21 protein-coding genes and 1 riboswitch are annotated in these 19,760 nt (G+C 49.6%); of the genes, 15 read left to right on the top strand and 6 right to left on the bottom strand.

From position 1 onward, the window contains the following. Positions 1–186 precede the first annotated feature (186 nt). Entirely contained in the window at positions 187–705 is a 519-nt protein-coding gene (locus tag EJP77_RS07350; RefSeq protein ID WP_127198571.1) for a cupin domain-containing protein, read from the bottom strand. A gap of 115 nt (positions 706–820) precedes the next feature. Between EJP77_RS07350 and EJP77_RS07345 the strand changes: the two genes are divergently transcribed. Together EJP77_RS07345 and EJP77_RS07340 are read left to right on the top strand one after the other, a co-directional pair. After that, the gene (locus EJP77_RS07345) at positions 821–1,030 is read left to right on the top strand and encodes a DUF378 domain-containing protein (protein WP_127198570.1); all 210 of its coding nucleotides are present in this window, start codon (positions 821–823) and stop codon (positions 1,028–1,030) included. Positions 1,031–1,254: 224 nt separating this feature from the next. Further along, positions 1,255–1,848, top strand: coding sequence for a hypothetical protein (locus EJP77_RS07340; RefSeq protein ID WP_127198569.1), 594 nt, complete (start codon positions 1,255–1,257; stop codon positions 1,846–1,848). A gap of 482 nt (positions 1,849–2,330) precedes the next feature. Here EJP77_RS07340 and EJP77_RS07335 read toward each other — a convergent pair whose 3' ends face one another. Further along, positions 2,331–3,050 carry a 3-ketoacyl-ACP reductase gene (locus EJP77_RS07335; protein ID WP_127198568.1) on the bottom strand — a complete coding sequence of 240 codons (720 nt, stop codon included), beginning with the start codon at positions 3,048–3,050 and terminating at the stop codon, positions 2,331–2,333. Between the two features lie 199 nt (positions 3,051–3,249). Further along, positions 3,250–3,332: riboswitch (cyclic di-GMP riboswitch) on the top strand. A 104-nt stretch (positions 3,333–3,436) separates the two neighbouring features. Between EJP77_RS07335 and EJP77_RS07330 the strand changes: the two genes are divergently transcribed. Next, positions 3,437–4,429: a ketoacyl-ACP synthase III gene (locus EJP77_RS07330; RefSeq protein WP_127198567.1), complete on the top strand. Its 993-nt coding sequence runs from the start codon at positions 3,437–3,439 to the stop codon at positions 4,427–4,429. Between the two features lie 40 nt (positions 4,430–4,469). After that, positions 4,470–4,826: a hypothetical protein gene (locus EJP77_RS07325; protein ID WP_127198566.1), complete on the top strand. Its 357-nt coding sequence runs from the start codon at positions 4,470–4,472 to the stop codon at positions 4,824–4,826. A 127-nt stretch (positions 4,827–4,953) separates the two neighbouring features. Here the strand turns inward: EJP77_RS07325 and EJP77_RS20610 are convergent, their stop codons facing one another. Continuing rightward, positions 4,954–5,115 carry a hypothetical protein gene (locus tag EJP77_RS20610; protein WP_185897227.1) on the bottom strand — a complete coding sequence of 54 codons (162 nt, stop codon included), beginning with the start codon at positions 5,113–5,115 and terminating at the stop codon, positions 4,954–4,956. A gap of 357 nt (positions 5,116–5,472) precedes the next feature. Between EJP77_RS20610 and EJP77_RS07320 the strand changes: the two genes are divergently transcribed. The 4 genes from EJP77_RS07320 (at position 5,473) to EJP77_RS07305 (ending at position 9,883) form a co-directional block, all read left to right on the top strand. Beyond that, positions 5,473–5,931, top strand: a complete 459-nt coding sequence (locus tag EJP77_RS07320) for a DUF1641 domain-containing protein (protein WP_127198565.1) — start codon at positions 5,473–5,475, stop codon at positions 5,929–5,931. Between the two features lie 34 nt (positions 5,932–5,965). Continuing rightward, positions 5,966–7,147 (top strand): NAD(P)/FAD-dependent oxidoreductase, encoded by a 1,182-nt coding sequence (locus tag EJP77_RS07315; protein WP_127198564.1) that lies wholly within the window; start codon positions 5,966–5,968, stop codon positions 7,145–7,147. Positions 7,148–7,422: 275 nt separating this feature from the next. Further along, a complete protein-coding gene (locus EJP77_RS07310; RefSeq protein ID WP_127198563.1) occupies positions 7,423–7,899 on the top strand; it encodes a hypothetical protein in 477 nt (158 codons plus the stop codon). A gap of 13 nt (positions 7,900–7,912) precedes the next feature. Continuing rightward, entirely contained in the window at positions 7,913–9,883 is a 1,971-nt protein-coding gene (locus EJP77_RS07305; protein ID WP_127198562.1) for a GTP-binding protein, read from the top strand. 6 nt (positions 9,884–9,889) lie between these two features. Here the strand turns inward: EJP77_RS07305 and EJP77_RS07300 are convergent, their stop codons facing one another. Further along, complete coding sequence (locus tag EJP77_RS07300; RefSeq protein WP_127198561.1) at positions 9,890–10,198, bottom strand: hypothetical protein; 309 nt, start codon at positions 10,196–10,198, stop codon at positions 9,890–9,892. A gap of 63 nt (positions 10,199–10,261) precedes the next feature. Between EJP77_RS07300 and infC the strand changes: the two genes are divergently transcribed. Continuing rightward, on the top strand, positions 10,262–10,735 hold the full coding sequence (gene infC, locus EJP77_RS07295) for a translation initiation factor IF-3 (protein ID WP_127198560.1): 474 nt from the start codon (positions 10,262–10,264) through the stop codon (positions 10,733–10,735). A 191-nt stretch (positions 10,736–10,926) separates the two neighbouring features. Beyond that, positions 10,927–11,130: a cold-shock protein gene (locus EJP77_RS07290; protein WP_068620988.1), complete on the top strand. Its 204-nt coding sequence runs from the start codon at positions 10,927–10,929 to the stop codon at positions 11,128–11,130. Positions 11,131–11,389: 259 nt separating this feature from the next. Here EJP77_RS07290 and EJP77_RS07285 read toward each other — a convergent pair whose 3' ends face one another. After that, a complete protein-coding gene (locus EJP77_RS07285; protein WP_127198559.1) occupies positions 11,390–12,601 on the bottom strand; it encodes a glycosyltransferase family 39 protein in 1,212 nt (403 codons plus the stop codon). 230 nt (positions 12,602–12,831) lie between these two features. On the opposite strand from EJP77_RS07285, the gene EJP77_RS07280 reads away from it, so the two are divergent. Next, the gene (locus EJP77_RS07280) at positions 12,832–13,707 is read left to right on the top strand and encodes a GNAT family N-acetyltransferase (RefSeq protein ID WP_127198558.1); all 876 of its coding nucleotides are present in this window, start codon (positions 12,832–12,834) and stop codon (positions 13,705–13,707) included. 86 nt (positions 13,708–13,793) lie between these two features. Continuing rightward, positions 13,794–14,774, top strand: a complete 981-nt coding sequence (locus tag EJP77_RS07275; RefSeq protein ID WP_127198557.1) for an aldo/keto reductase — start codon at positions 13,794–13,796, stop codon at positions 14,772–14,774. Positions 14,775–14,903: 129 nt separating this feature from the next. Here EJP77_RS07275 and EJP77_RS07270 read toward each other — a convergent pair whose 3' ends face one another. Further along, on the bottom strand, positions 14,904–17,273 hold the full coding sequence (locus EJP77_RS07270) for a sensor domain-containing protein (protein WP_127198556.1): 2,370 nt from the start codon (positions 17,271–17,273) through the stop codon (positions 14,904–14,906). A gap of 250 nt (positions 17,274–17,523) precedes the next feature. Between EJP77_RS07270 and EJP77_RS07265 the strand changes: the two genes are divergently transcribed. The 3 genes from EJP77_RS07265 to EJP77_RS20605 all read left to right on the top strand — a co-directional run bounded on the left by EJP77_RS07265 (position 17,524) and on the right by EJP77_RS20605 (position 19,488). Continuing rightward, complete coding sequence (locus EJP77_RS07265; RefSeq protein WP_127198555.1) at positions 17,524–18,444, top strand: prenyltransferase; 921 nt, start codon at positions 17,524–17,526, stop codon at positions 18,442–18,444. Positions 18,445–18,511: 67 nt separating this feature from the next. Next, complete coding sequence (locus EJP77_RS07260) at positions 18,512–19,240, top strand: DUF6081 family protein (protein ID WP_127198554.1); 729 nt, start codon at positions 18,512–18,514, stop codon at positions 19,238–19,240. A 71-nt stretch (positions 19,241–19,311) separates the two neighbouring features. Then, positions 19,312–19,488, top strand: a complete 177-nt coding sequence (locus EJP77_RS20605; protein ID WP_185897288.1) for a hypothetical protein — start codon at positions 19,312–19,314, stop codon at positions 19,486–19,488. Positions 19,489–19,760: the final 272 nt, after the last annotated feature.

Genomic DNA, 19,760 nt, shown 5'->3' with positions numbered 1-19,760 from the left:
GATATCCGAACACAAAGGCGAGCGCTGCCGCTTGTCCACAATCGTTCTTCTCTCCGCTGGCTATGGCTGAATCAATTCCTCATGTAAATACCATAACCCGCACTACTCGCCAATGGACTTGTTAGAACCGTCCTGCAGAATACGCGGTTGCTCATACCGGCCATGTATCCACAAGGCATAACCTATTTATCCACTACGTGTTCCCTTCCTCCACAGCGTGTGGACAGGCCCAACGCTGCCATAGACCGGGTCTGTATCCGGAATCGGCACCTGCGGAATCTCGGCCAGCGCTTTCTGCCGATCCTCCCGGGTTGCCCGGCGTGTGTTATATTCCATGCCGCCTGGATAAGCGCCGACGATCTGAAAGTCGGCGCTTGCGGATAACTTTTTGTGCCCGGTTCCGGCCGGAAGCAGGGCGACATCTCCTGCGCTCAGCTGGATCTTGCGCCCCTGTTCGCCGCCCAGCTGAAGCATGATGGTGCCGCGGGTAACGCCAAGCACTTCATGGCAGTTGCTGTGGTAATGGTGATAATCGAACACACCGTTCGTCCAGCTGTTCAGCCAGCCATGGGAATTGAAGACAGCCTCGGTGTCCCGGGGATTACTCTTAAGTGCTTCCGGATACACAAGAACAGGCAGGTTCGGATTGCCTGGGATGATCCCGTCATCACTGAAGTGCAAGGAGATTGCTTCTGAAGTGGTCATAGGTATGACTCCTTTCGGTAGAGGAATTGGATATGTTTAGGAAAGTCCTTGATGGGTAAAGATAATACATGAAGATACCTGATTTGCAAATCGGATAGGATGGAGGGTTAGAGATATGAAAACATTAGATACTGTTGCTCTTGTTCTGCTGATCGTTGGCGGACTCAACTGGCTTCTCGTAGGCTTATTCAAATTCGACCTGGTGGCTGCGATCTTTGGAGGAGCGGATAGCGGGTTATCCAGGCTGGTATACGTGATTGTCGGACTGTGCGCACTGTACAGCATCAAATTCCTCGCGGGAATTAACAACCGTGAAAGAGCTTAACCCATAACAGTGGATCGCTTCAAGCAGATCGTTATGAACAATAAGATTCTAGCAGCCTTAGTTCGGATTCAACCGGACTGGGGCTGTTTTATTTTGCTTGAAATAATCTCATCCCTTGTAAAAATACCAGTAGACCGCCCCATAATAAGCTGTATAATGTAATAATATCCTAATTTTGGATACAGATTCATGTTGAGCTTTCTTGATAACGAGGGAGGTTTATTTTGAGCCATAAAAGGGGAATTCTCAGTGTTACTCTGATTCTATTAGTCGTCATTATCTTTACATATTGGTTAACCAAAACCACAGTGGTAATGCATATTCATCCGGATGATATTGTGATTCAAGCTTATCTCCAAGATGTAGATCCTAACTCCATACTGCCCGGGACCGATATACCGACCAATACGTTCTACAAGCAGGCGATCCAGATGAAAATTGATAATAAAAAGAATATCCCGCTTACAGCCGATCATTACACGGTCATGGTATACCCGATCTGCGCCTATTCCGTTCTTAGATCAGGAACGCATGTATCTGGCAATCCAGATGACTTCTCTATCGGCAGCAGCTCAGCGAGTCTGGCCCTTGTTAAGAAGGAGGTTGAGAAAGCCGGATTTGCTGAACAATGGGATTTAATTAAGAATTCCATGGGCTTTGCCTACTTGAAGGCCAGCTATCCGATTACGCCCATGTATTTCACTCCGAAAGACGCGACTCTGGCGAGTCCGGACAATACTTTTATCGTAGTGACTTATATGCAGGATTCAGGAGGCCTTAGTTGGTCGAAGAGGATTCCTGTAACAGGTCAGAAATAGGCATGACCGCTTTAGAAGTCATCTATATAAGCAGAAGACACAAACGAAGACCGCACCCATAAAAAGGAACGGTCTGATATAATAGGCATGTACAACACACCTTGAGTGGGTGCGCCTTCCTCCGGAAAGGAGGTGAGGCGTATGAACTTCTCTTTTGCAGATGTTATTGGCTTTGCTGCGTTTATAGTCGCGCTGCTGACCTACATCGAACGAAAAAAGAAGTAACCTGCTCCAGGTCGGCAAACCGTGCAGGTCACTTCTTCCGCTTGTAACTTCAACCGTGGAGGAGTAACCCCACTCAAGTTGTTGTACCGGGGACTGGTCGCCACCAGTCCCTTATTTTATGTTATCTTACGCTTGTTATCTTTATACCCATATTACTACACGGTGTTACCGGTGGCAACGACTCCTGACTTCATAGCCTGTTACTTTGCAATGCATCGCCGTTCCCAGAGGGCCCCTCGTTGGGCCCAATCCGTTCTTTACTGCGGATTCGTCGTCCAAATTCCGGCAGTCTTCAGGAAGACGCGAGCAGGGAGCTTCAGTGCAGCGAGCACGAGATCCGCCACATCCTCCGGCTGCATCATGCGGTCTTCATCGCCGATCTTGAGTCCGGCGTTCGAAGCCAGGTCGGTGTTGACCGTGCTCGGCGTCAAGGCGGTGACGCGGATGTTATGCTTGCGAACCTCCTGGGCCAGCGACTCGGTCATGCCCATGAGGGCGAATTTGGATGCACAGTAGGCTGAGCCTGTGGCAAAGCCGCGCTCCCCTGCTGTAGAAGCTACGTTGATGATGTCGCCGCTGTTCTGAGCGACCAGATCAGGCAGCACCGCCCGAGTGACGTTATAAGTCCCCATCACGTTCACATCGAGAATTCTTTTCCACTCCTCGGGATCCATCTCAAGCAGGGTTCCGAACTTGGCGATTCCCGCATTGTTGATCAGGATATCCACCGATCCAAGCTCCTGCTTGATCTTAGCAGCGGAAGATTCAGCCTCAGCGGAATTGGAGATATCCGCAGGGGCGATGCTGACCTTAATGCTATATTCGTTCTGCAGCTCCTGAGCGAGGTCCTTCAGGTCCGATTCGGTTCTGGCAATCAGGCCAAGATTCACGCCTTCTTTGGCCAAGGCGATAGCTACGGCTCGCCCAATTCCCTTTCCGGCGCCCGTAATCAAGGCATTCTTCCCGGTAAGTTCCATTTTGAATCACTCCAGTCCATTCAATAGTTCACACACCTATAATAATACCCCGAACCGCTCCGCTTTTACACTTTCCTGGGTAGGAACCGGATTAGGGTTAGCAACTCTAGGGAAATTTTATGAAATATACTAGGGTTTTATTTACAAAGCAGGAAAATAGAACTATAATAGAATGGCAAAACAGGTCTAAAACTCTCTAACTTGAAAAAGGCAAACTTGCTGAAAGGCAAGGACGCAAAGCCACGGGTCTAAGGCATTTCGCTAAGACAGCCGGTTACCAGCAGGAGGATGAATACTAGGTTTTATAACCTCAGGTCTACTCTTCGGAGTAGGCCTTTTGTCTGGGTTCAATAAGGAGAGACCTACTATATTAGGAGGTTAATCACGTGCAGCAGATTCACATCAAGGGAATTGCAACCTACCATCCGTCTACGGCCTACGACAATGCTTATTTCGTTGAGCATTTTAACAAACAGGGCCTGGAATCGGAAAGTCTTATGAATCACCTTGGGAGAAAGACCAGATATCTAGTCAGTACCGAGGATGAGAATTCACTGACCATGGGGGTAGCGGCAGCGCAGAAGCTGCTCACTGAATCGAAGGTATCTGCGGAAGAGCTGGATATGGTGGTATTCGTATCTGATACGCCTGAATATACCTACCCAAGTAACGCGTTGTTGATACACAGGGAGATCGGGGCGGTGAATGCCCATATTGTCTATGATCTGAATACGAACTGTATCGGAATGCTCACGGCCATGGATCAGGTGCGTCAGTACCTGTCGGGCAATCGCTTCATCAAGCGTGCTCTCATTGTAGGCAGTGTACATGTCAGCAACATTGCCCGCAAGGACGATACCGTAGTCTATCCGAATTTCTCGGATGGGGCGGCGGCAGTCATCCTGGAGAAGCAGGACATTCCCGGAGGTTTCCTGGATGCGAACTATAAGACAGACTCCAAGCTTGGGGATACGGTGACTTTCCCGGCGGTAGGCCTGTCCAAGATATTTAGTGAAGGCGTGCAGGAATCGGACAAGAGACTCCGGTTCATTCCGCATGACGTCAGCTATTTCTCGGATGAGTGGAGAGATATGATCTCGGTCATGCTGGAGCGAAACGGAATGGATGCTGCGGGTGTGAATCACTGGTTATTCTCCCAGTTCTCCCGTCCGGAGATTGAAGAGACGCTGGTGAAGATGGATGCAGGTTTGGATAAATATACGTTTGTCGGCGAGAAGTACGGTTATACCGGGGTGACGAGCCCGATCTTCGCGCTGGAGGAAGCTATTGAATCCGGTAAAATCTCACCTGGAGATAAGGTCGTCTTTTGCTCGGTGGGAATTGGCTATACGATGTCCGCACTTTTATATCAATTTTAAGCAAGTAGACTAAAATATTATTTTGCAGAGGAGAAACATCATGTTTAAATTTGAGAAGAAGCAAGCTGAGAAAGCGTTGGTTATTACAGTAGGAGGATTCATGAAGCCTGATGAGGCCGAGGCGTTCCTGAAAGAATATGAGGAGAATGTGAATTCCATTAAGCCATCCGAGTACAATCTGATTATTGATTCGACAGACCTGTCCGTATCCAAGCAGGACATGCTGCCGGTGCTTGAAGGCTGCTTCAACTTGTACATGTCCAATGGATTCAAGAAGATCCTGATGGTTAATCCTTCTTCCGTCATTGCCAAGAGTCAAATGCAGAAGCTGGCCCAGTCCATCTCTTATACTGGAATATTCATGGACACGCTGGAAGAGGCATACGCTCATAACTAAACGACTTACGGCCCTGCTCCGAGAAGAGAGGGCCGTTTATTTTTTTGACCAAAATGAGTGCGGCACACGCATACCTTACCGGGTTCAGGGAAACCTAGAATACCGGGTAAGAAGCCAGGTGAATTTATTATTTCGGACGTTTCTTGGTGAATTTGGATGCCCCTGTAACCACGAAGTAAATGCCCATTACGGTGAATAGGGATGCAACCAGACGGTACTCATACAGAAACGGGACAAGCGTGAAGAGTACAATAGCAAAAAGAAGGCGGAGCAGGGCCTCTTGTTTCATAAAATCTAACGCCTCCTTGGATTAATTTGTCACATGTGTCACGCACATTATGACCAAATTGTAGCATGTCTAAGCTAAATTTCATTGCGATATTTGAAATATTATGAAAATTATTTTTCAGTTCTTTGACAAGTGGTGTAATATAGAGGTATAGAGTTCCGTTTCGGCCTGTTCAACTTCTCGGAGACGTTAAGAAACAGTCCCTTGCCTATGCCCGGTTATTCAGCCGGACTAGTAAGGTCTTTGCAGGTATTACGTAAATAACGGACTGCTATACAGAGTGAACTGAAGATGGGTAGCCTAACTCTTGTTCCAAAATTCACGCTGTATAATTCAATGTAAAGGAGGAAGTTCCAAATGTCACAAACTTCTAATCAACAAGAGACATCTGCTGCTGAGGAGGCAGTTGCTGCTCAAGCGGTATCTCCTGAAGCTGGTAAAGAATTGCTGGATCAGCTGATGAAGCCGGAGGTACAGCAATCCCTATTGGTGCTGGTTGACCAGCTGCCAAAGCTCACGGAAATGATGAGCAGTCTTACTACAGCTTATGACTTCGCACAAAGCATCGCCAAGGATCCGGTATTCGTTAACGATCTTAAGCACGGGTTCGCAGAATTCGCTACTCCAGTAGTAGGTAAGGTTAAGGGCGTTGCTGCTGCAGCAATCGAAGCTAACGAGCGTGCACAAGCCGACACTTCAACGATCGGCGTATTTGGCCTGCTCAAAATCCTTAAAGATCCAAATGTGCAGAAATCACTTCGTTTCGCCCAGGCTTTCCTGGACACGCTGAACGATCGTCAAAAAGGACACCGTTAATTCAAACCAACACAATTCAGAACGGAGGATGGATATGTCAAAGCAAATTTTGATTTTGGGCGGCGGCTACGGCGGATTGCTGAGCGCATTGACTGCACGTAAGTATCTTGATGCGAATGAAGCGAACATTACCGTAGTTAACCGTTACCCGACACACCAGATTATTACTGAACTTCACCGCCTTGCTGCAGGCAATCTTCATGAGAAAGCAGTTGCACTTCCGCTTGAGAAGCTGCTCAAAGGCAAGAATGTGAATTTGGTGATTGATACAGTTCAAACCATCAAGCCGGATGACAAGCAAGTCGTTCTTGGCAACGGAAATACGCTCAGATACGATGCACTTGTTATCGCACTGGGCAGTGAGACTGCATTCTTCGGAATCCCTGGACTTCAGGAGTACAGCTTCACTTTGAAATCTGTGGATGATGCGAACCGTGTCCGCGCTCATGTGGAAGAAAGACTTAATGCTTACAAGCAATCCAAGAACAAAGCGGATGCTACGTTCGTGATTGGCGGCGGCGGTCTGACTGGCGTTGAGCTTGTTGGTGAATTCGCGGATGAGCTTCCTGAGATCTGTCGTCAAAAAGGGATCGACTTCAATGAAGTATCTCTGTACTGTGTTGAGGCAGGTCCTTCGATTCTGGCAGGATTCCCGCCGGAGCTTGTGGAACGCGCAACAACCAGCCTTGAGAAGCGCGGCGTTCAGTTCGTAACTGGCGTGCCAATTACTGAAATGAAGCCGACATCGGTTATCCTGAAAGATGGACGTTCGATCGAAACTTCAACACTGGTATGGACAGGCGGCGTTCAAGGGAATTCCGTTGTTGCGAACTGCGGCATCGAAGTTAACCGCGGCCGTGCATCGGTTACCGAATCTCTTCAATCGACTTCCCACAAAGATGTATTCATCGCTGGGGACAGTGCGGTTGTCATTCCAAGCGAAGGCGCGCGTCCTTATCCTCCAACAGCTCAGCTGGCATGGCAAATGGGCGAGACCATTGGTTACAACCTGTCTGCTATGATCAAAGGTGCTCCATTTGAAGCGTTCAACCCGGTATTCTCCGGTACGCTTGGAAGCCTTGGCCGTAAAGACGGAATTGCGATGTTGGGTGCGAATCAGACCCGCTTGAAGGGAACTCCGGCGTCCCTGATGAAAGAAGCGAGTAACATTCGTTACTTGTCCCATATCCACGGCCTATTCGCCCTGGCTTACTAATTCATCGTTCATTTCTTCAAGAAGAAGAGCACTCTGCGTGTTCTTCTTTTTTTTGTTATCTTGGTGTCTGGATCACTTTTTCGGCGGCTCATACCTATATTAATAGATCTCCCAGAAAGAGAAGTATGATTTTTCCAACATAAACGGACTTTGTTTAGAACCTACTTAGTGGTACATTAATGTGTAATAGTCATATGGAATGAATCAAAGACGAGGTGCAAGAATTTGTCCAAAGGGATTGGTCCCTAATTCGGTTTTTTAGTGGAGGTATAATAATGTATTCGGGCAAACAAGAGGATAATTTACATATAATGACGTACACACTGAACAGCGGAGTAAAAGGAACTGTCCCCCTCTCTGCGGCCCAGATTGGTGAGTGGCTGGACAGTTATAGAAGCAACACTAAGTTTGTAACCGAGATTGGCAAAGAGTTTTTCGGATTGAACCCAGAGTTGGTCGCTGATTTCAAAGTGCAGAATGTCTTCTCCAGCTACCGTGAAGTGGTTCTTCCCAAGCAGCAGGAAGTGGTCTACAACAGACTTTCTGAGGAGTTCAAGAAGAATTCGGTCTGGATTCATATTGACTGTAAATGCGGCACCACGTATACGACAGAGTCCCCTTATTACCGGACTAAATGGTACTGCACCAAATGCAAGGAAATTGTCTTCCTGGACAAGAAGAAGCCGCCGGTGAAGACGAATAAAGGCGATGCCCACTACATGACGAACAAGTACCTCGTCGAAAGGGACTAAGAGGAATATTCCTATGAGCAACCCCTCCGAGAATCGGCGAAATGTAGGCATCTTCGCCCACGTGGATGCAGGCAAGACAACTACTACGGAACATATCCTGTTCGAAAGCGGACGTATCCGCAGTCTTGGCAGTGTGGATTCAGGTACAGCCGTAACCGACTGGCTGGATATCGAGAAGGAACGCGGGATTTCGGTACGAGCTGCTGCGACCTCTTATGTGTGGGGAGGCGTTCGGGTTAATCTGGTCGATACACCCGGGCATGTCGATTTCTTATCGGAAGTGGAGCGTTCCCTGCGTGTGATGGACGGTGCAGTGCTTATTATTTCCGCCGTGGAAGGGGTGGAGGCACAGACCGAATTGATCTGGAGTGCGCTCCGTAAGCTGAACATCCCAACCCTTCTGTATGTGAACAAAATGGACCGGATCGGAGCCGATGCGGGCCGTGTGCTGGAAGACATTCGCCGGTATCTCTCCCGGGATCTGCTGATTGTTCAGGCTCCGGTAGGGAGTGAGCAGGACTTCAGAGAGGTGAATGACTTGTGGCGCAGCGAGGCTGATCCAGGAGCTCAGCAGATTCTGATTGAATCGGTGGCCGACAAGGATGAGGCGCTGCTGGAATATTACCTTAACGGAGACAGCCTCCCGCTTGACCGGTGGAAGGCGGAAGCGGAGAGACTCAGCCGCAGCGGTGCTGCTTATCCGGTCTTATTCGGAGCCTCTGCCCGTGGGATGGGTATCCATGCATTAATGGATGCGATTACAGCCTATCTGCCGGGACCAGGCGGAGACCCAGAAGCTCCGGTGTCAGGTGTCGTATTCAAGATTGAGCGGGATAAGACGATGGGCCGAATGGCTTTTGTCAGATTGTACGAGGGATCTATGCGAAACCGAGACGTGATCCGCAATCATACCCGGCAGATACAGGAGAAGATTACCCAGATCCGAAGGGTTGAGGGCAGCCGCTCCGAGGATGTGGGCCTGCTTGAAGCTGGGGATATTGCCGCGGTCTGCGGCTTGGCCGGGGTCCAGATCGGTGATATCTTGGGGAGCCCTGAAGCGATTCCGGAGGAAGCGCGGCTTGCCGTGCCGCTCCTTACAGTTCAAGCCCTGTGGGAGAAGGAACAGGATTACAGAGGTGTGGTGCAGGCGCTTCAGGAGCTGTCCGATGAAGACCCGCTGCTGGATGTGCAGTGGCTGCAGGATGAGCGGGAGCTGCATGTGAAGATTATGGGGCAGATTCAGCTGGAGATGCTGACGAGCCTGCTGAGTTCTAGATACGGGCTGAACGTAACCTTCAGCCAGCCGTCCGTGATCTACAAAGAAACGCCCATACAATCGGCAGAGGGCTACATCGCTTACACGATGCCCAAGCCTTGCTGGGCGATTCTTCGGTTCCTTATTGAACCCGGAGAGCGGGGGAGCGGCGTTCAATACTCGGCCGTTGTCCGTACCGAGGATCTGCTGCCGCAGTACCAGAATGAAGTGGCCCGCCGGGTGCCTGAAGCACTCCAGCAGGGGCTGTACGGCTGGGAAGTGACGGACCTCAAGATTACGCTGGTGGAAGGTCAGCACCATGTCTGGCACACGCATCCGCTGGACTTTGCCGTAGCCACACCGATGGGACTGATGAACGGACTTGCGGCGGCAGGAACCCGGCTCCTGGAGCCTGTTCTTAAGTTCCGCATCGTCGTCCCCGAGGAATTCGGCGGGCGCGTCATGAACGACCTTGTGCAGATGCGGGCCGTATTCGGTGCGCCCGAGCTCCGCAGTGACCGGATGACGATTGAAGGCCGGGTGCCGCTGGCCGAATCGCTTGAATACCCGGTAGTCTTAGGTTCGCTCACGAAAGGCAGAGGCACGATCCTGACCTCCTTTGACGGTTATGAGGAGTGTCCGGCAGATATTAAAGCGGAGCGGCCTCGGCGAGGGGTGAATCCGCTCGATCAGGCCAAGTATATTTTGAGCGTGCGCAAGGCGTTATAGCTATTATTATTTATTCTTCCTGTGCAGCTTCTCGATCTCCTCTGTAACGACAAACGCAAGGTCCTCGTTCCCATACAGGGACAAGACGCTTAACAGGGTATCGTGCGGAATCTCGCCGGCTTCTTCCTTGGGGACTGTCAGTTCAATTCCCTGCTGCAGGGCCGTGTTGGCCGTCTGCTGCGGATAAGCCCGCCCATACAATTCTGCCGGGTCTAGTTCATGATTCACACACCATTGTGCGAATATCAGGATCATCATCTGCTCGTCACGCTGATAGTTCTGTATGATTTGTTCTTCGATCTCTTTACGGCTCATGTGGAATAACTCCTTTTAATATTGGGTAACGTATATTATAGCCAAAGGTCAGGTGGTATCACAATGATTTTGAATCATAAAATAAAGGCTTCCGAGGTCCAGCTCACCGGTGTGGACGGCGAGGACCTCGGAATTATGCCTACATCTGAAGCGCTTGCCATGGCCAAGCGGCTTAAGGTGGATCTGGTCTGTACTTCCATGATGAGCAGCCCGCCGCCATGCCGCTTGATGTCGGCAGGGGCCGCGAAGCAGGAAGCTGGACAGGAGCGCAAGAAGAATCAGCCCTCCAAGATTAAGGAGATTCGGCTGACCCCGCGCATTGAGGAGCATGATTACGAGACCAAGAAGCAGCAGGCTGAGCGCATCCTGAAAACGGGCGACTCCGTTCAGCTTGTGGTTAAGATCTCGGGCAAGGAGGGGGCAGCGGCCAAGGCGATTCTGGAAGAGCTCCTCCGCGATTTGAAGCCTCTGGGACGGCCGAATTCAGGAATTCATGTAAGCGGTAAACAAGCTGATGTACAAGTGATTCCAACCTGAGAAATTAATTCTTTGGACCGATTTGCTTTTTAAAAATGGATAAGCTATAATGAGGTTACTTGAGCGCGTTAACCTCATTTACACATTGTAAAGGGTTATCATACAAATGCATGAACCTTTTACAATGTGTGAATTTTTTATTTTAAAGAATAAAAAGAAACATGTTAAATAAATTATTGGAGGTAATACACATGGCACAACAAGGTACAGTTAAATGGTTTAACGCAGACAAAGGTTTCGGTTTCATCGAAGTTGAAGGTGGCGACGATGTATTCGTACACTTCTCCGCAATCACTGGTGAAGGCTTCAAAACTTTGGACGAAGGCCAACGCGTTGAGTTCAACGTTGTTCAAGGCAACCGTGGACCACAAGCTGAGAACGTTGTAAAACTGTAATAACTTATTACAGATACGAACAACCCTTAACCAATCGGTTAAGGGTTGTTTTTTGTTATGGCGGCATTAAGAAGGGGTAGAGGGACTGAAATCGTATCGGAGTCTCTACGAATTTGAAGTGAAATGTATAAAGTCTCCGTCCGCTAGAAGACGCGGCCGGAGACTTTTATTTGTGTAAACCAAGCTTCGCAGTAATTCGTTCCGCGATTCTTCGTTCCGCCATACTGCAGTCCCGTTATGATCGAGTCCATTGCAGCGCTTAACTCGCTGATCCAGCAGGCAGCTTGTAATTCGGCTTCCGGCTGCGGTTGATCCAGAACGTATATGCTGCTGAGCAGATCAGCAACACCATCAGGAGTATGAAAGGTGCGCCATAACGGGCAGTCGGAATAAAGAGCAACTGGAAGAGCAGCATTCCTGTGAAGGCAAATGCAAGGAAGTTCTTTTTGATAAGCAGATAAGGGACCGAGATCAGAGACAGCAGTAAGGTCAGATAGTGGAGTAGGACTCCGCCATACATATAGAGCTGCGGGAAGTTCAGCGTGCTGCTGACCCACATGGACTTGAACATATAGTATAGCTTGCCGAAGGAGAACCAGCTTAGATACTGCAGGAAATGTTCCTTAAATCCCTTCAGAATCACTCTTACTCCATACTGTGTCTGGCTCATACCGAGGCTGTACATTTCCTTATAGTCCGGGTTCTCCTGAAAGAACGGATAGGCACCGGATAATAGGGCATTACCGCTGTCGGAAGCAAGCAGGGTGAACTCGTCCAGTATAATCCAGTTTCTAAGTGTCCATGGAAGGAAGCAGACACCTACGGTTAACAGATAAGGAATGAGTAAGCGTCTTGCAGGCCTGGTGAACAGCAGGAAGAGCACAGCGATCATCAGGATCGGCAGCATTCCCGGCCGGGTTAGAATAGCCCAGCTGAGCACTGCCGCATTCAGAATGACCGACCAGACTGAAGGCTTGTTCATCATCCACTGCCAGCTGGCGAAGAATAGAGTGAGCAGGAAGATGAACAGCGTCTCAGTCAGGAAGAGGTTGGTCATATAGATAAAGGGCGGATATACAGCGACGAATAACCCGGCGAGCCAGCCCAGTAAGGGACGTGACACTGAACTTACGTACGAATATACCGGGAAAACGGTGGCTGCACCAATTAGAATATGTACCCATCTGAAGACGTTCGGGGTGAACGGGAAAATCGAATAGATGGAATAAGCGAACAAAGGAAAGCCCGGAGTTACACGGGCATTGGACTTCTCACTGCCATACCCATAAATCTGATCGGTCAGCAGCTGTTCAACCATGGTGAAGTACCGCCCGGCATCTCCCTCAAGAAAGTTCTGGGTACTGGTCACGAAGACATAGACCAGGCGCAGGCCCACAGCTAGAACGAATAGAAGAGCCGGTACTAGAAGGGGACGCGATATAAAGGCTTGTAATGAACGTTGTTGTTGCATAAGGATCGCTCCTACCAGTTAAAATATCCCAATTAGAAAAAGCCTTTCCCTACTATATAGTTACCTTACATGATTCGTCAATCTATTGGGACTGAGTCTAGGAAGGACTCTGGCAGATTGGAATTTTAAGAAGCGGTATTGTAAGCTGTTTCTAATGAGCAGATACGAATGTACGAATACGAATGAAGGTTCCTGCATGGGGAACCTATATCTTTTGAAGGGGTGAGAGCATGGTTACATTCAAGAGGCTGCATGAGGTACCGATGAAGATCGTGCTGGAGGCTTGGGAAAAAGGATTTGAGGGGTATTATGTGAATTTGTCCATGCCTTTACAGGCTTTCGTGACCAGGTTAACGAATGAAGACCTGCTGCTGGATTTATCTAACATCATGCTGGACGGAGATAAGCCGATTGGCATTAATCTCAATGGGGTTCGTTCTGCAGATGGCCAGGTAACTGGCTGGAACGGAGGCATCGGAATTGCTCCGGAGTACCGGGGCAGGGGTCTGGGCAAACTTTTGATGGAAGAGAGTATGAAGGCATACCTTGAGGCTGGAGTTCACCAGGCTACACTGGAGGCTTTTGTCCAGAACAAAGGGGCTATTAAGCTGTATGAGAAGTTCGGATATGTGATTAAGGACAAGCTTCTGCATATGAGCACGATGAACCCGGTCTATCTGGAGACGGAACCCGGCATTGATTCCTCCTTCACTACGATTATAGATATGCCGATCGCGGCATCCAGGCTTCCATTCTATAACCGTGCAGGCGCCTGGCAGACCCAGTGGCAGAGTGCGAAGGGCGGGCAATCTCTAATCGTCTATCTCGGCGGTGAGCCGGTGGGCTACGCGATATTCAGACATAACTATAATCCGCAAGGCGAGCTCGTATCCATCGCCCTCTACCAGTGCGAAGTTCATTCCGAACAGGCCAGCAGCCTGCAAATTTACAAGTATATGCTGGGTCAGGTGTTCGATCCGGGTAAAGGGAATGCCAAGAAGGTAGTCATTAACCTTAAAGAAAGTCATACCGAGCTAGTTGCGGTTCTGAGGGAAGCCGGGTTTGCCGCAGAAGTCGAGCTTGTATATATGGAGAAGACGATGTAAGCGCTATATTAAATTTTGAATATGGCTCTTAGGCTCTATATAATAGGTCATGTATAAATCTACTATCAAGAAGGAGCGTGCAGAATATGGAGTTTCGGAGTCTGGGTAGAAGTGGAATGAAGGTAAGCCGGCTATGTCTTGGGACGATGAATTTTGGCGTGGATACAGACGAGAAGGATGCTTTTCGTATTATGGATATGGCTCTGGAAGCCGGAATTAACTTCTTCGATACGGCCAATGTGTATGGCTGGGGCGAGAATGCCGGACGTACCGAGGAAATTATCGGCCGCTGGTTCAAGCAGGGTGGAGGCCGCCGGGAGAGAGTAATCCTGGGAACCAAAGTATATGGGGAGATGAGTGACAAGGCAGATGGCCCGAACGATGTGGCGGGACTGTCGGCTTACAAAATCCGCAGACATCTTGAAGGCTCGCTGCGCCGGCTTCAGACCGATCATATTGAGCTTTACCAAATGCATCACGTAGACCGCAGCGCCAGCTGGGAAGAGCTGTGGGAAGCCTTTGAGGTTGCAGCACACCAAGGGAAAATCGGGTATGTGGGCTCCAGCAATTTTGCTGGCTGGGATCTCGCGCTGGCCCAGAGTGCTGCCAAGTCTCGCCATTTCTTCGGCCTTGTATCAGAGCAGCATAAATACAGCCTGCTCTGCCGTCTGCCGGAGCTTGAGGTTCTTCCTGCCGCAGAGCACCTGGGGATCGGCGTCATAGCCTGGAGTCCGCTGGATGGCGGGATGCTCGGCGGAAGCGCACTGAAGTCCGATAGAGGGACCCGGACCTCGCATCAGAAAGAACGGATTGAATCGCTTCGCCCTCAGTTGGAAGCGTTCTCTGCTCTATGTAAGGAGCTTGGCGAATCCGAGGCCAACGTGGCATTGGCATGGACGCTTCATAATCCTGCCCTGACTGCGCCAATTATTGGGCCACGGACGACAGATCAGCTTGAAGATGCCCTGCGTGCGGTAGAGATCAAGCTGGACGGAGCCGCTCTGCAGAAGCTGGACGAAATCTTCCCGGGTCCTGGAGCCGAGGCGCCTCGTGCCTACGCCTGGTAGGACAAGCCAAGGCATACATTCTAATAATTTATGACAAAGGGACAGCCCCTAGGCCATACTTATGGCTAGTGGGGCTGTCCCTTTAATTGTCTGCTTCCAAGCCAAAGCCGGAGTGCGATCAGATCATAACTACTTGCCTTCCAGGAATCGGGTCAAATCATCTGCGGGCATTGGTCTTCCGCACAAGTAGCCTTGTGCCTCATGGCAGCCCAGCTGCTCCAGAATGCGAAGCTGTTCGGTCGTCTCAATCCCCTCCGCTACGACCTTCATGTCCAGGTTCCTGGACAGCTCGATGATGGTCCCTACGACAGCTGAATCCCGCTGACTGACTGCGATGTTCGTGACCAGTGACCGGTCGATCTTCAGATAATGGAGCGGAAGACTGTTCAGCATGCTCAGCGAGGAGTAACCTACCCCAAAGTCGTCCATCGCCAAAGTAATCCCCAGATCGGTTAATTCCCGGCACAGCCGCTGTGAAGTATCCAGGTCTAGGATCGCCGTGCTCTCTGTAATCTCCAGACACAAATTGCGAGCTGGAAGTCTGGCGGTTTGGAGCAGATCAATAACCTTCATCGCGAACTGCGGGTCTCTGAGCTGCTGGGCGGAGATATTGACAGACACCACAAAATTTTTGTAGCCCCGGTCCACCCAATATTTCGCCTGGTGAACGGCGGCGCTGAGAACCCAGTCACCAATGGCTAGAATAAGCCCGGTATCTTCTGCCACCGGGATAAATTCCCCTGGCGAGACTGGGCCCAGCTCCCGGCTGGTCCAGCGAAGCAGCGCCTCTACACCATGCACCCGCTTGGTCAGCAGATCAATCTGGGGCTGATAATGCAAGCTGAGCTCTTCATTAGCGATGGCTTTGGAGAGTCCGTTATAGACGGCAAGATACCGGTCAGCCTTCTCCTGAAGGTCCTTGTTGAACATATGTATCTGATTGCGTCCCGCTTTCTTGGCTTCATACATGGCCATGTCCGCATTCTGGAGAAGGGTGTCTATCTCGGTACCGTCCCGCGGCGCAATACTGATTCCCATACTTGCTGTAACCGTGTACAGCTTGTTCGCTACCGCAAAGGGCTCCTTGAAGACATCAATGAGTACATTGCAGTAATCCATCGCTTCTGACTCTTCTCTTAAATCCTCGATCATGATAGCAAATTCATCGCCCCCAAGCCTTGTGATGACACAGTTCTGAGGCAGACGGCTCCTGAGGCTCTTGGCAACCTGCTGCAGCATTAGGTCTCCTGAGGAATGACCCAAAGTATCATTAATCCACTTGAACTGATCGAGATCGATTAAGATAATTGCCACTTTGCTGTTCTTGAAATGAATTTCCCCCAGCGTGGTCGTCATCCGATCCTGCAGAAGTCTCCGGTTCCCGAGACCGGTCAATGTATCATGGTAGGCAAGCTCGGTCAGTTCACGCTGGGTGTTCCTCTGGGCGGTAATATCCTGAGTAACGAGAAAAGAGAGCACCTTTCCATTCGTCTCCAGAAAGTCGCAGTGAATCTCGGCGAACTTCAGCGAGCCGTCCAGGTGCTTAAGCTCACCTTCGGTGTGGAACGGCTTCAGATTCTGGAAGTAATCCGGATAGAGTGCGACTAATCGATCAGCTTCTCCCTCGGGAAACAGCGTGTGAAAGGGAAGACCTTTCAGCTTATTGGGATCATATCCGAGCAGGCTTTGAAAGGCCTGATTCGTCTCCACGATGATCCCTTTCTCATCCAGAAGGGCAATCCCGTTGTGGGATAACTCGAAGAGTAGTTCATATCGCCGGCCAGCCGAAGCCAGGAAGTCAAACCGAACCATCGAGTAACGAACCGCAATGATCCACGGAAATACACAATAGCTGGACAGGGAATCGAACAGATGAAGCCCGGTATTTTTGACTAATTGGTTGATGATCAATAAGGTCGCCAGCAGCGCTACGGTCATTGTGGAGCCGGTTAGGATGACACGTACCCGGTAGCGTTCCTGGATCAGCAGCTTGTTCTTACGATTCTTATGGTTGGCGATAAGGATAATGACAGGCAGAACGGTCAGGGCATACAAGATCAAGAGCACAAGCACGATCATAAAAAATCCGCTGAACTCCGTAGTGCGTACATGGTTAATTTCTGCAATGTGGATGGCAGGCTTGCCGTTAAAGGGAAGGATAACAAACAATATGCCTAATATGGGCAGAAGGCAGAGCGTATGCCTGATCACGGCTCTAGATCCAAGCCGGCCAATTTCACAGAAGAAGTAAAGTGAAAGCGACATGGTCAGGAACGAGAATATGAACCGAAGCGATGCATACAGATTGGCCTCGGTGCCTAAAGGGGATTGATAGGTCAAAAAATTAAAAAGAAAGATAAGCCCCAAGGAGAAGATCAGAATCATGGTCAACTGGTGAAGCGGGTTACTTCGCTGACGCAAGAAGACTTCTACGGCCATATAGAAGAGGAACAGGAACGGAATCAGGTCTGCAATGATAGAGTTTGTTAAGATGGTCATCAGTTTTCTCCAATCCCCTGTAAGTATGTAAAATTATGTTCTGGATCACTATATGAGAGAGAGTTATATCATTTTAGGCAGTTACCAATTATATCGGTAATCAGTCTTATTATTTTAATACGATATAGTTCTTTTGTCATGGTAAGTTGGTCTTTAGACGCATATTTTCTTTTTCAAAAATAATTTCATTCCTGTATAATTGGGAGTGTGAAATAAATCATATTTTGTTTTAGAAAGGGGATGACCACAGTTGGACAAGTGGACATTATTTAAGAAGGCATCCCGATTTCAGGTTATACCTGTCATGCTAGTGCCTGTTATTCTGGGGGCACTTGGGGCATTTGTATGGAAAGGAGTATTTCATCCTTTTCTCTTTGTAATTACCCTGATTGGGGCGGGTGCGGCACACCTATTCTCAAATATGGTTAATGATCTATGGGATTACCGGAGCGGAACGGATACTGTAGCCCGGGATACCCCTGATGCCATAAGCACGAATTCAGGTTTTCTATCGGGTGGAGTGATGGCCGAGCGAACCTTTGCCTCCATAACCTGGACCATGCTCGGTCTGGCTGCTGTATGCGGGATTGCACTTGCACTGTACAGCGGCTGGCCGGTTCTTGTATTTGCAGGGCTTGGCGGCCTCATCGCATACTTCTATGTAGCCCCGCCTATTCAATTCGGCTACAGGGGAAAAGGAATGAGCGAGATTGCGATTCTGCTCTCCTTCGGCATTCTGCCGGTCATGGGCGCCTATTATGTACAGACACGGGAGATGAGTGTTCACTCTGTACTGTTGTCCCTTCCCGTAGGGCTGCTGACCACGCTCGTCCTGTTCAATCATCATTTCCTGCATTGGCAGGCGGACAGACAGGCGGGGAAGAATACCCTGGTCGTAGTCTGGGGTGAGGAGCGAGCTCTGCGTTTCTCCAAAGCACTCCTCTATCTCGCCTATGCATCCGTTCTGGTATGTGTCGCGGATGGAGCACTCCCTGTGTACGGGCTGTTTGCCCTAATCACAGCGATTCCGCTGTATCAGGCCTACACGAAGCTTGGGAAGCATAATCCTTCTCCGGCATATCTGCCGCTAATGGGAGCCTCCATGAAGGCCTCCATTCGCTGCGGAGCGGTCATGAGTGCGGCGCTGCTCCTGCAAGGCCTCATTTCCTGATCCATTAGTTATAGCTGACCAGCCAGACTCCATAGGGTCAATAAACGTAAGAGGAGATATCAACAATATGGACAACCAAAAGGTTATCGGAGATTTTCATACGATCTTGTCTGAGGGCGAGGTCTGGACAACAGGCGGCTTTAAGCTGCCGGACGGCTCGTTCTGGGCCTATCGGGAGCCGGAAGCTGTAGTTATTGTGCGCAATGGCATTCTGTATGTACGTGCACCGCTCAGCCGCCAGAATAATCATATTCAGATCCTGGATAATGCCAAGCATATGTATTATTCCGTAGAACAGATTAAGGTGCCGGAAGCTGGTGAAGTCAGCTTTGAGCTGCAAATCCGCTCCCGTACACAGGGAACAGCCCCGGGTGATCTGTATGACGGATACGTATCTGTGAATCTGCTGGACTTTACAACGGGCGCTGCACTGGATTTCTTCGCAGGCAATGATAAGTATGCAAGTGTCTACGCCGTGCTTCCGTTCCCAGGGGTGCAGGTGCCGGAGAGCGATAAGACCAAATATTTCTGCATCTTCAAGGAAGATACCAACTTCAAGGCCCGTGAGTTTAATACGTACAAAATCACGTATAACCGAGGTAATGATGAGGTCATCTTCTACTTGAACGGGGAAGAAATACGTAGAGAAAGACAAGTGCCGATCAAGTTCAACCAATTCACGATTGCGCTTGGAATTATGACCGAGAAGGACCTGACGCCTGAAGGCAGCGTCTCGGTTCATGGACAGACTGTGACCGCTGAATGGTCCCCAGTCACCGTAACGATTAAGGAATAGACGCATGATTTCTGCCGGACAAGGGCATTATACAGTCATGATGCACGAATTTGTGAAGAAGGAGAGCAGACATGACACATCCGGAGCAGAACGACCCGAAGACCTTTAAGGGACTGGATAATAACGGCCAAAGCGTAAGTGATGTGCGCGGCGGTGAGCTTAGAGCAGGCCGCCTCAGCCAGTTCAAGAACCACAACGCAGAGGGCAAAGATATTCCGAATGAGTACGTAAGCAAGCAGGACGAATAGCCGGCTCTTCCGGCGTTCTCAACCGACATAAAAGCTGCAGCCTTCAACTAGAGGGCTGCAGCTTTTAGTTTGTAGAGTTATTTTTCAGCCGTTGAACTGATAACGTCCGCGTGGTATAAACCTCCTCATGCTTTATGCAGACCCATTCTTGTCTCTCCTAATAGTTCTCCTTCACTAGGCTCTGATCCTCAGGTCCAGATCATCTTACATGGAGCTACCCTCCAACCTTCCCATTCTTGGTATTAGTGGTGGAATATATTGCCGAGTTCTGA

The sequence above is a fragment of the Paenibacillus zeisoli genome (assembly GCF_003994465.1).
GTDB classification, from domain to species: domain Bacteria; phylum Bacillota; class Bacilli; order Paenibacillales; family Paenibacillaceae; genus Fontibacillus; species Fontibacillus zeisoli.
Note: the sequence above shows the minus strand (reverse complement) of the source record. Positions and strands in the feature narration are given on the sequence as shown.

Excerpts from the sequence above, each read along its gene's own strand:
- EJP77_RS07280 (WP_127198558.1), top strand. The coding sequence starts at position 12,832 with ATGGTTACATTCAAGAGGCTGCATGAGGTACCGATGAAGATCGTGCTG.
- EJP77_RS07300 (WP_127198561.1), bottom strand. The coding sequence starts at position 10,198 with ATGAGCCGTAAAGAGATCGAAGAACAAATCATACAGAACTATCAGCGT.
- EJP77_RS07275 (WP_127198557.1), top strand. The coding sequence starts at position 13,794 with ATGGAGTTTCGGAGTCTGGGTAGAAGTGGAATGAAGGTAAGCCGGCTA.
- EJP77_RS07290 (WP_068620988.1), top strand. The coding sequence starts at position 10,927 with ATGGCACAACAAGGTACAGTTAAATGGTTTAACGCAGACAAAGGTTTC.
- EJP77_RS07320 (WP_127198565.1), top strand. The coding sequence starts at position 5,473 with ATGTCACAAACTTCTAATCAACAAGAGACATCTGCTGCTGAGGAGGCA.
- EJP77_RS20610 (WP_185897227.1), bottom strand. The coding sequence starts at position 5,115 with ATGAAACAAGAGGCCCTGCTCCGCCTTCTTTTTGCTATTGTACTCTTC.
- EJP77_RS20605 (WP_185897288.1), top strand. The coding sequence starts at position 19,312 with ATGACACATCCGGAGCAGAACGACCCGAAGACCTTTAAGGGACTGGAT.
- EJP77_RS07285 (WP_127198559.1), bottom strand. The coding sequence starts at position 12,601 with ATGCAACAACAACGTTCATTACAAGCCTTTATATCGCGTCCCCTTCTA.
- infC (WP_127198560.1), top strand. The coding sequence starts at position 10,262 with ATGATTTTGAATCATAAAATAAAGGCTTCCGAGGTCCAGCTCACCGGT.
- EJP77_RS07345 (WP_127198570.1), top strand. The coding sequence starts at position 821 with ATGAAAACATTAGATACTGTTGCTCTTGTTCTGCTGATCGTTGGCGGA.
- EJP77_RS07310 (WP_127198563.1), top strand. The coding sequence starts at position 7,423 with ATGTATTCGGGCAAACAAGAGGATAATTTACATATAATGACGTACACA.
- EJP77_RS07325 (WP_127198566.1), top strand. The coding sequence starts at position 4,470 with ATGTTTAAATTTGAGAAGAAGCAAGCTGAGAAAGCGTTGGTTATTACA.
- EJP77_RS07270 (WP_127198556.1), bottom strand. The coding sequence starts at position 17,273 with ATGACCATCTTAACAAACTCTATCATTGCAGACCTGATTCCGTTCCTG.
- EJP77_RS07305 (WP_127198562.1), top strand. The coding sequence starts at position 7,913 with ATGAGCAACCCCTCCGAGAATCGGCGAAATGTAGGCATCTTCGCCCAC.
- EJP77_RS07260 (WP_127198554.1), top strand. The coding sequence starts at position 18,512 with ATGGACAACCAAAAGGTTATCGGAGATTTTCATACGATCTTGTCTGAG.
- EJP77_RS07315 (WP_127198564.1), top strand. The coding sequence starts at position 5,966 with ATGTCAAAGCAAATTTTGATTTTGGGCGGCGGCTACGGCGGATTGCTG.
- EJP77_RS07350 (WP_127198571.1), bottom strand. The coding sequence starts at position 705 with ATGACCACTTCAGAAGCAATCTCCTTGCACTTCAGTGATGACGGGATC.
- EJP77_RS07335 (WP_127198568.1), bottom strand. The coding sequence starts at position 3,050 with ATGGAACTTACCGGGAAGAATGCCTTGATTACGGGCGCCGGAAAGGGA.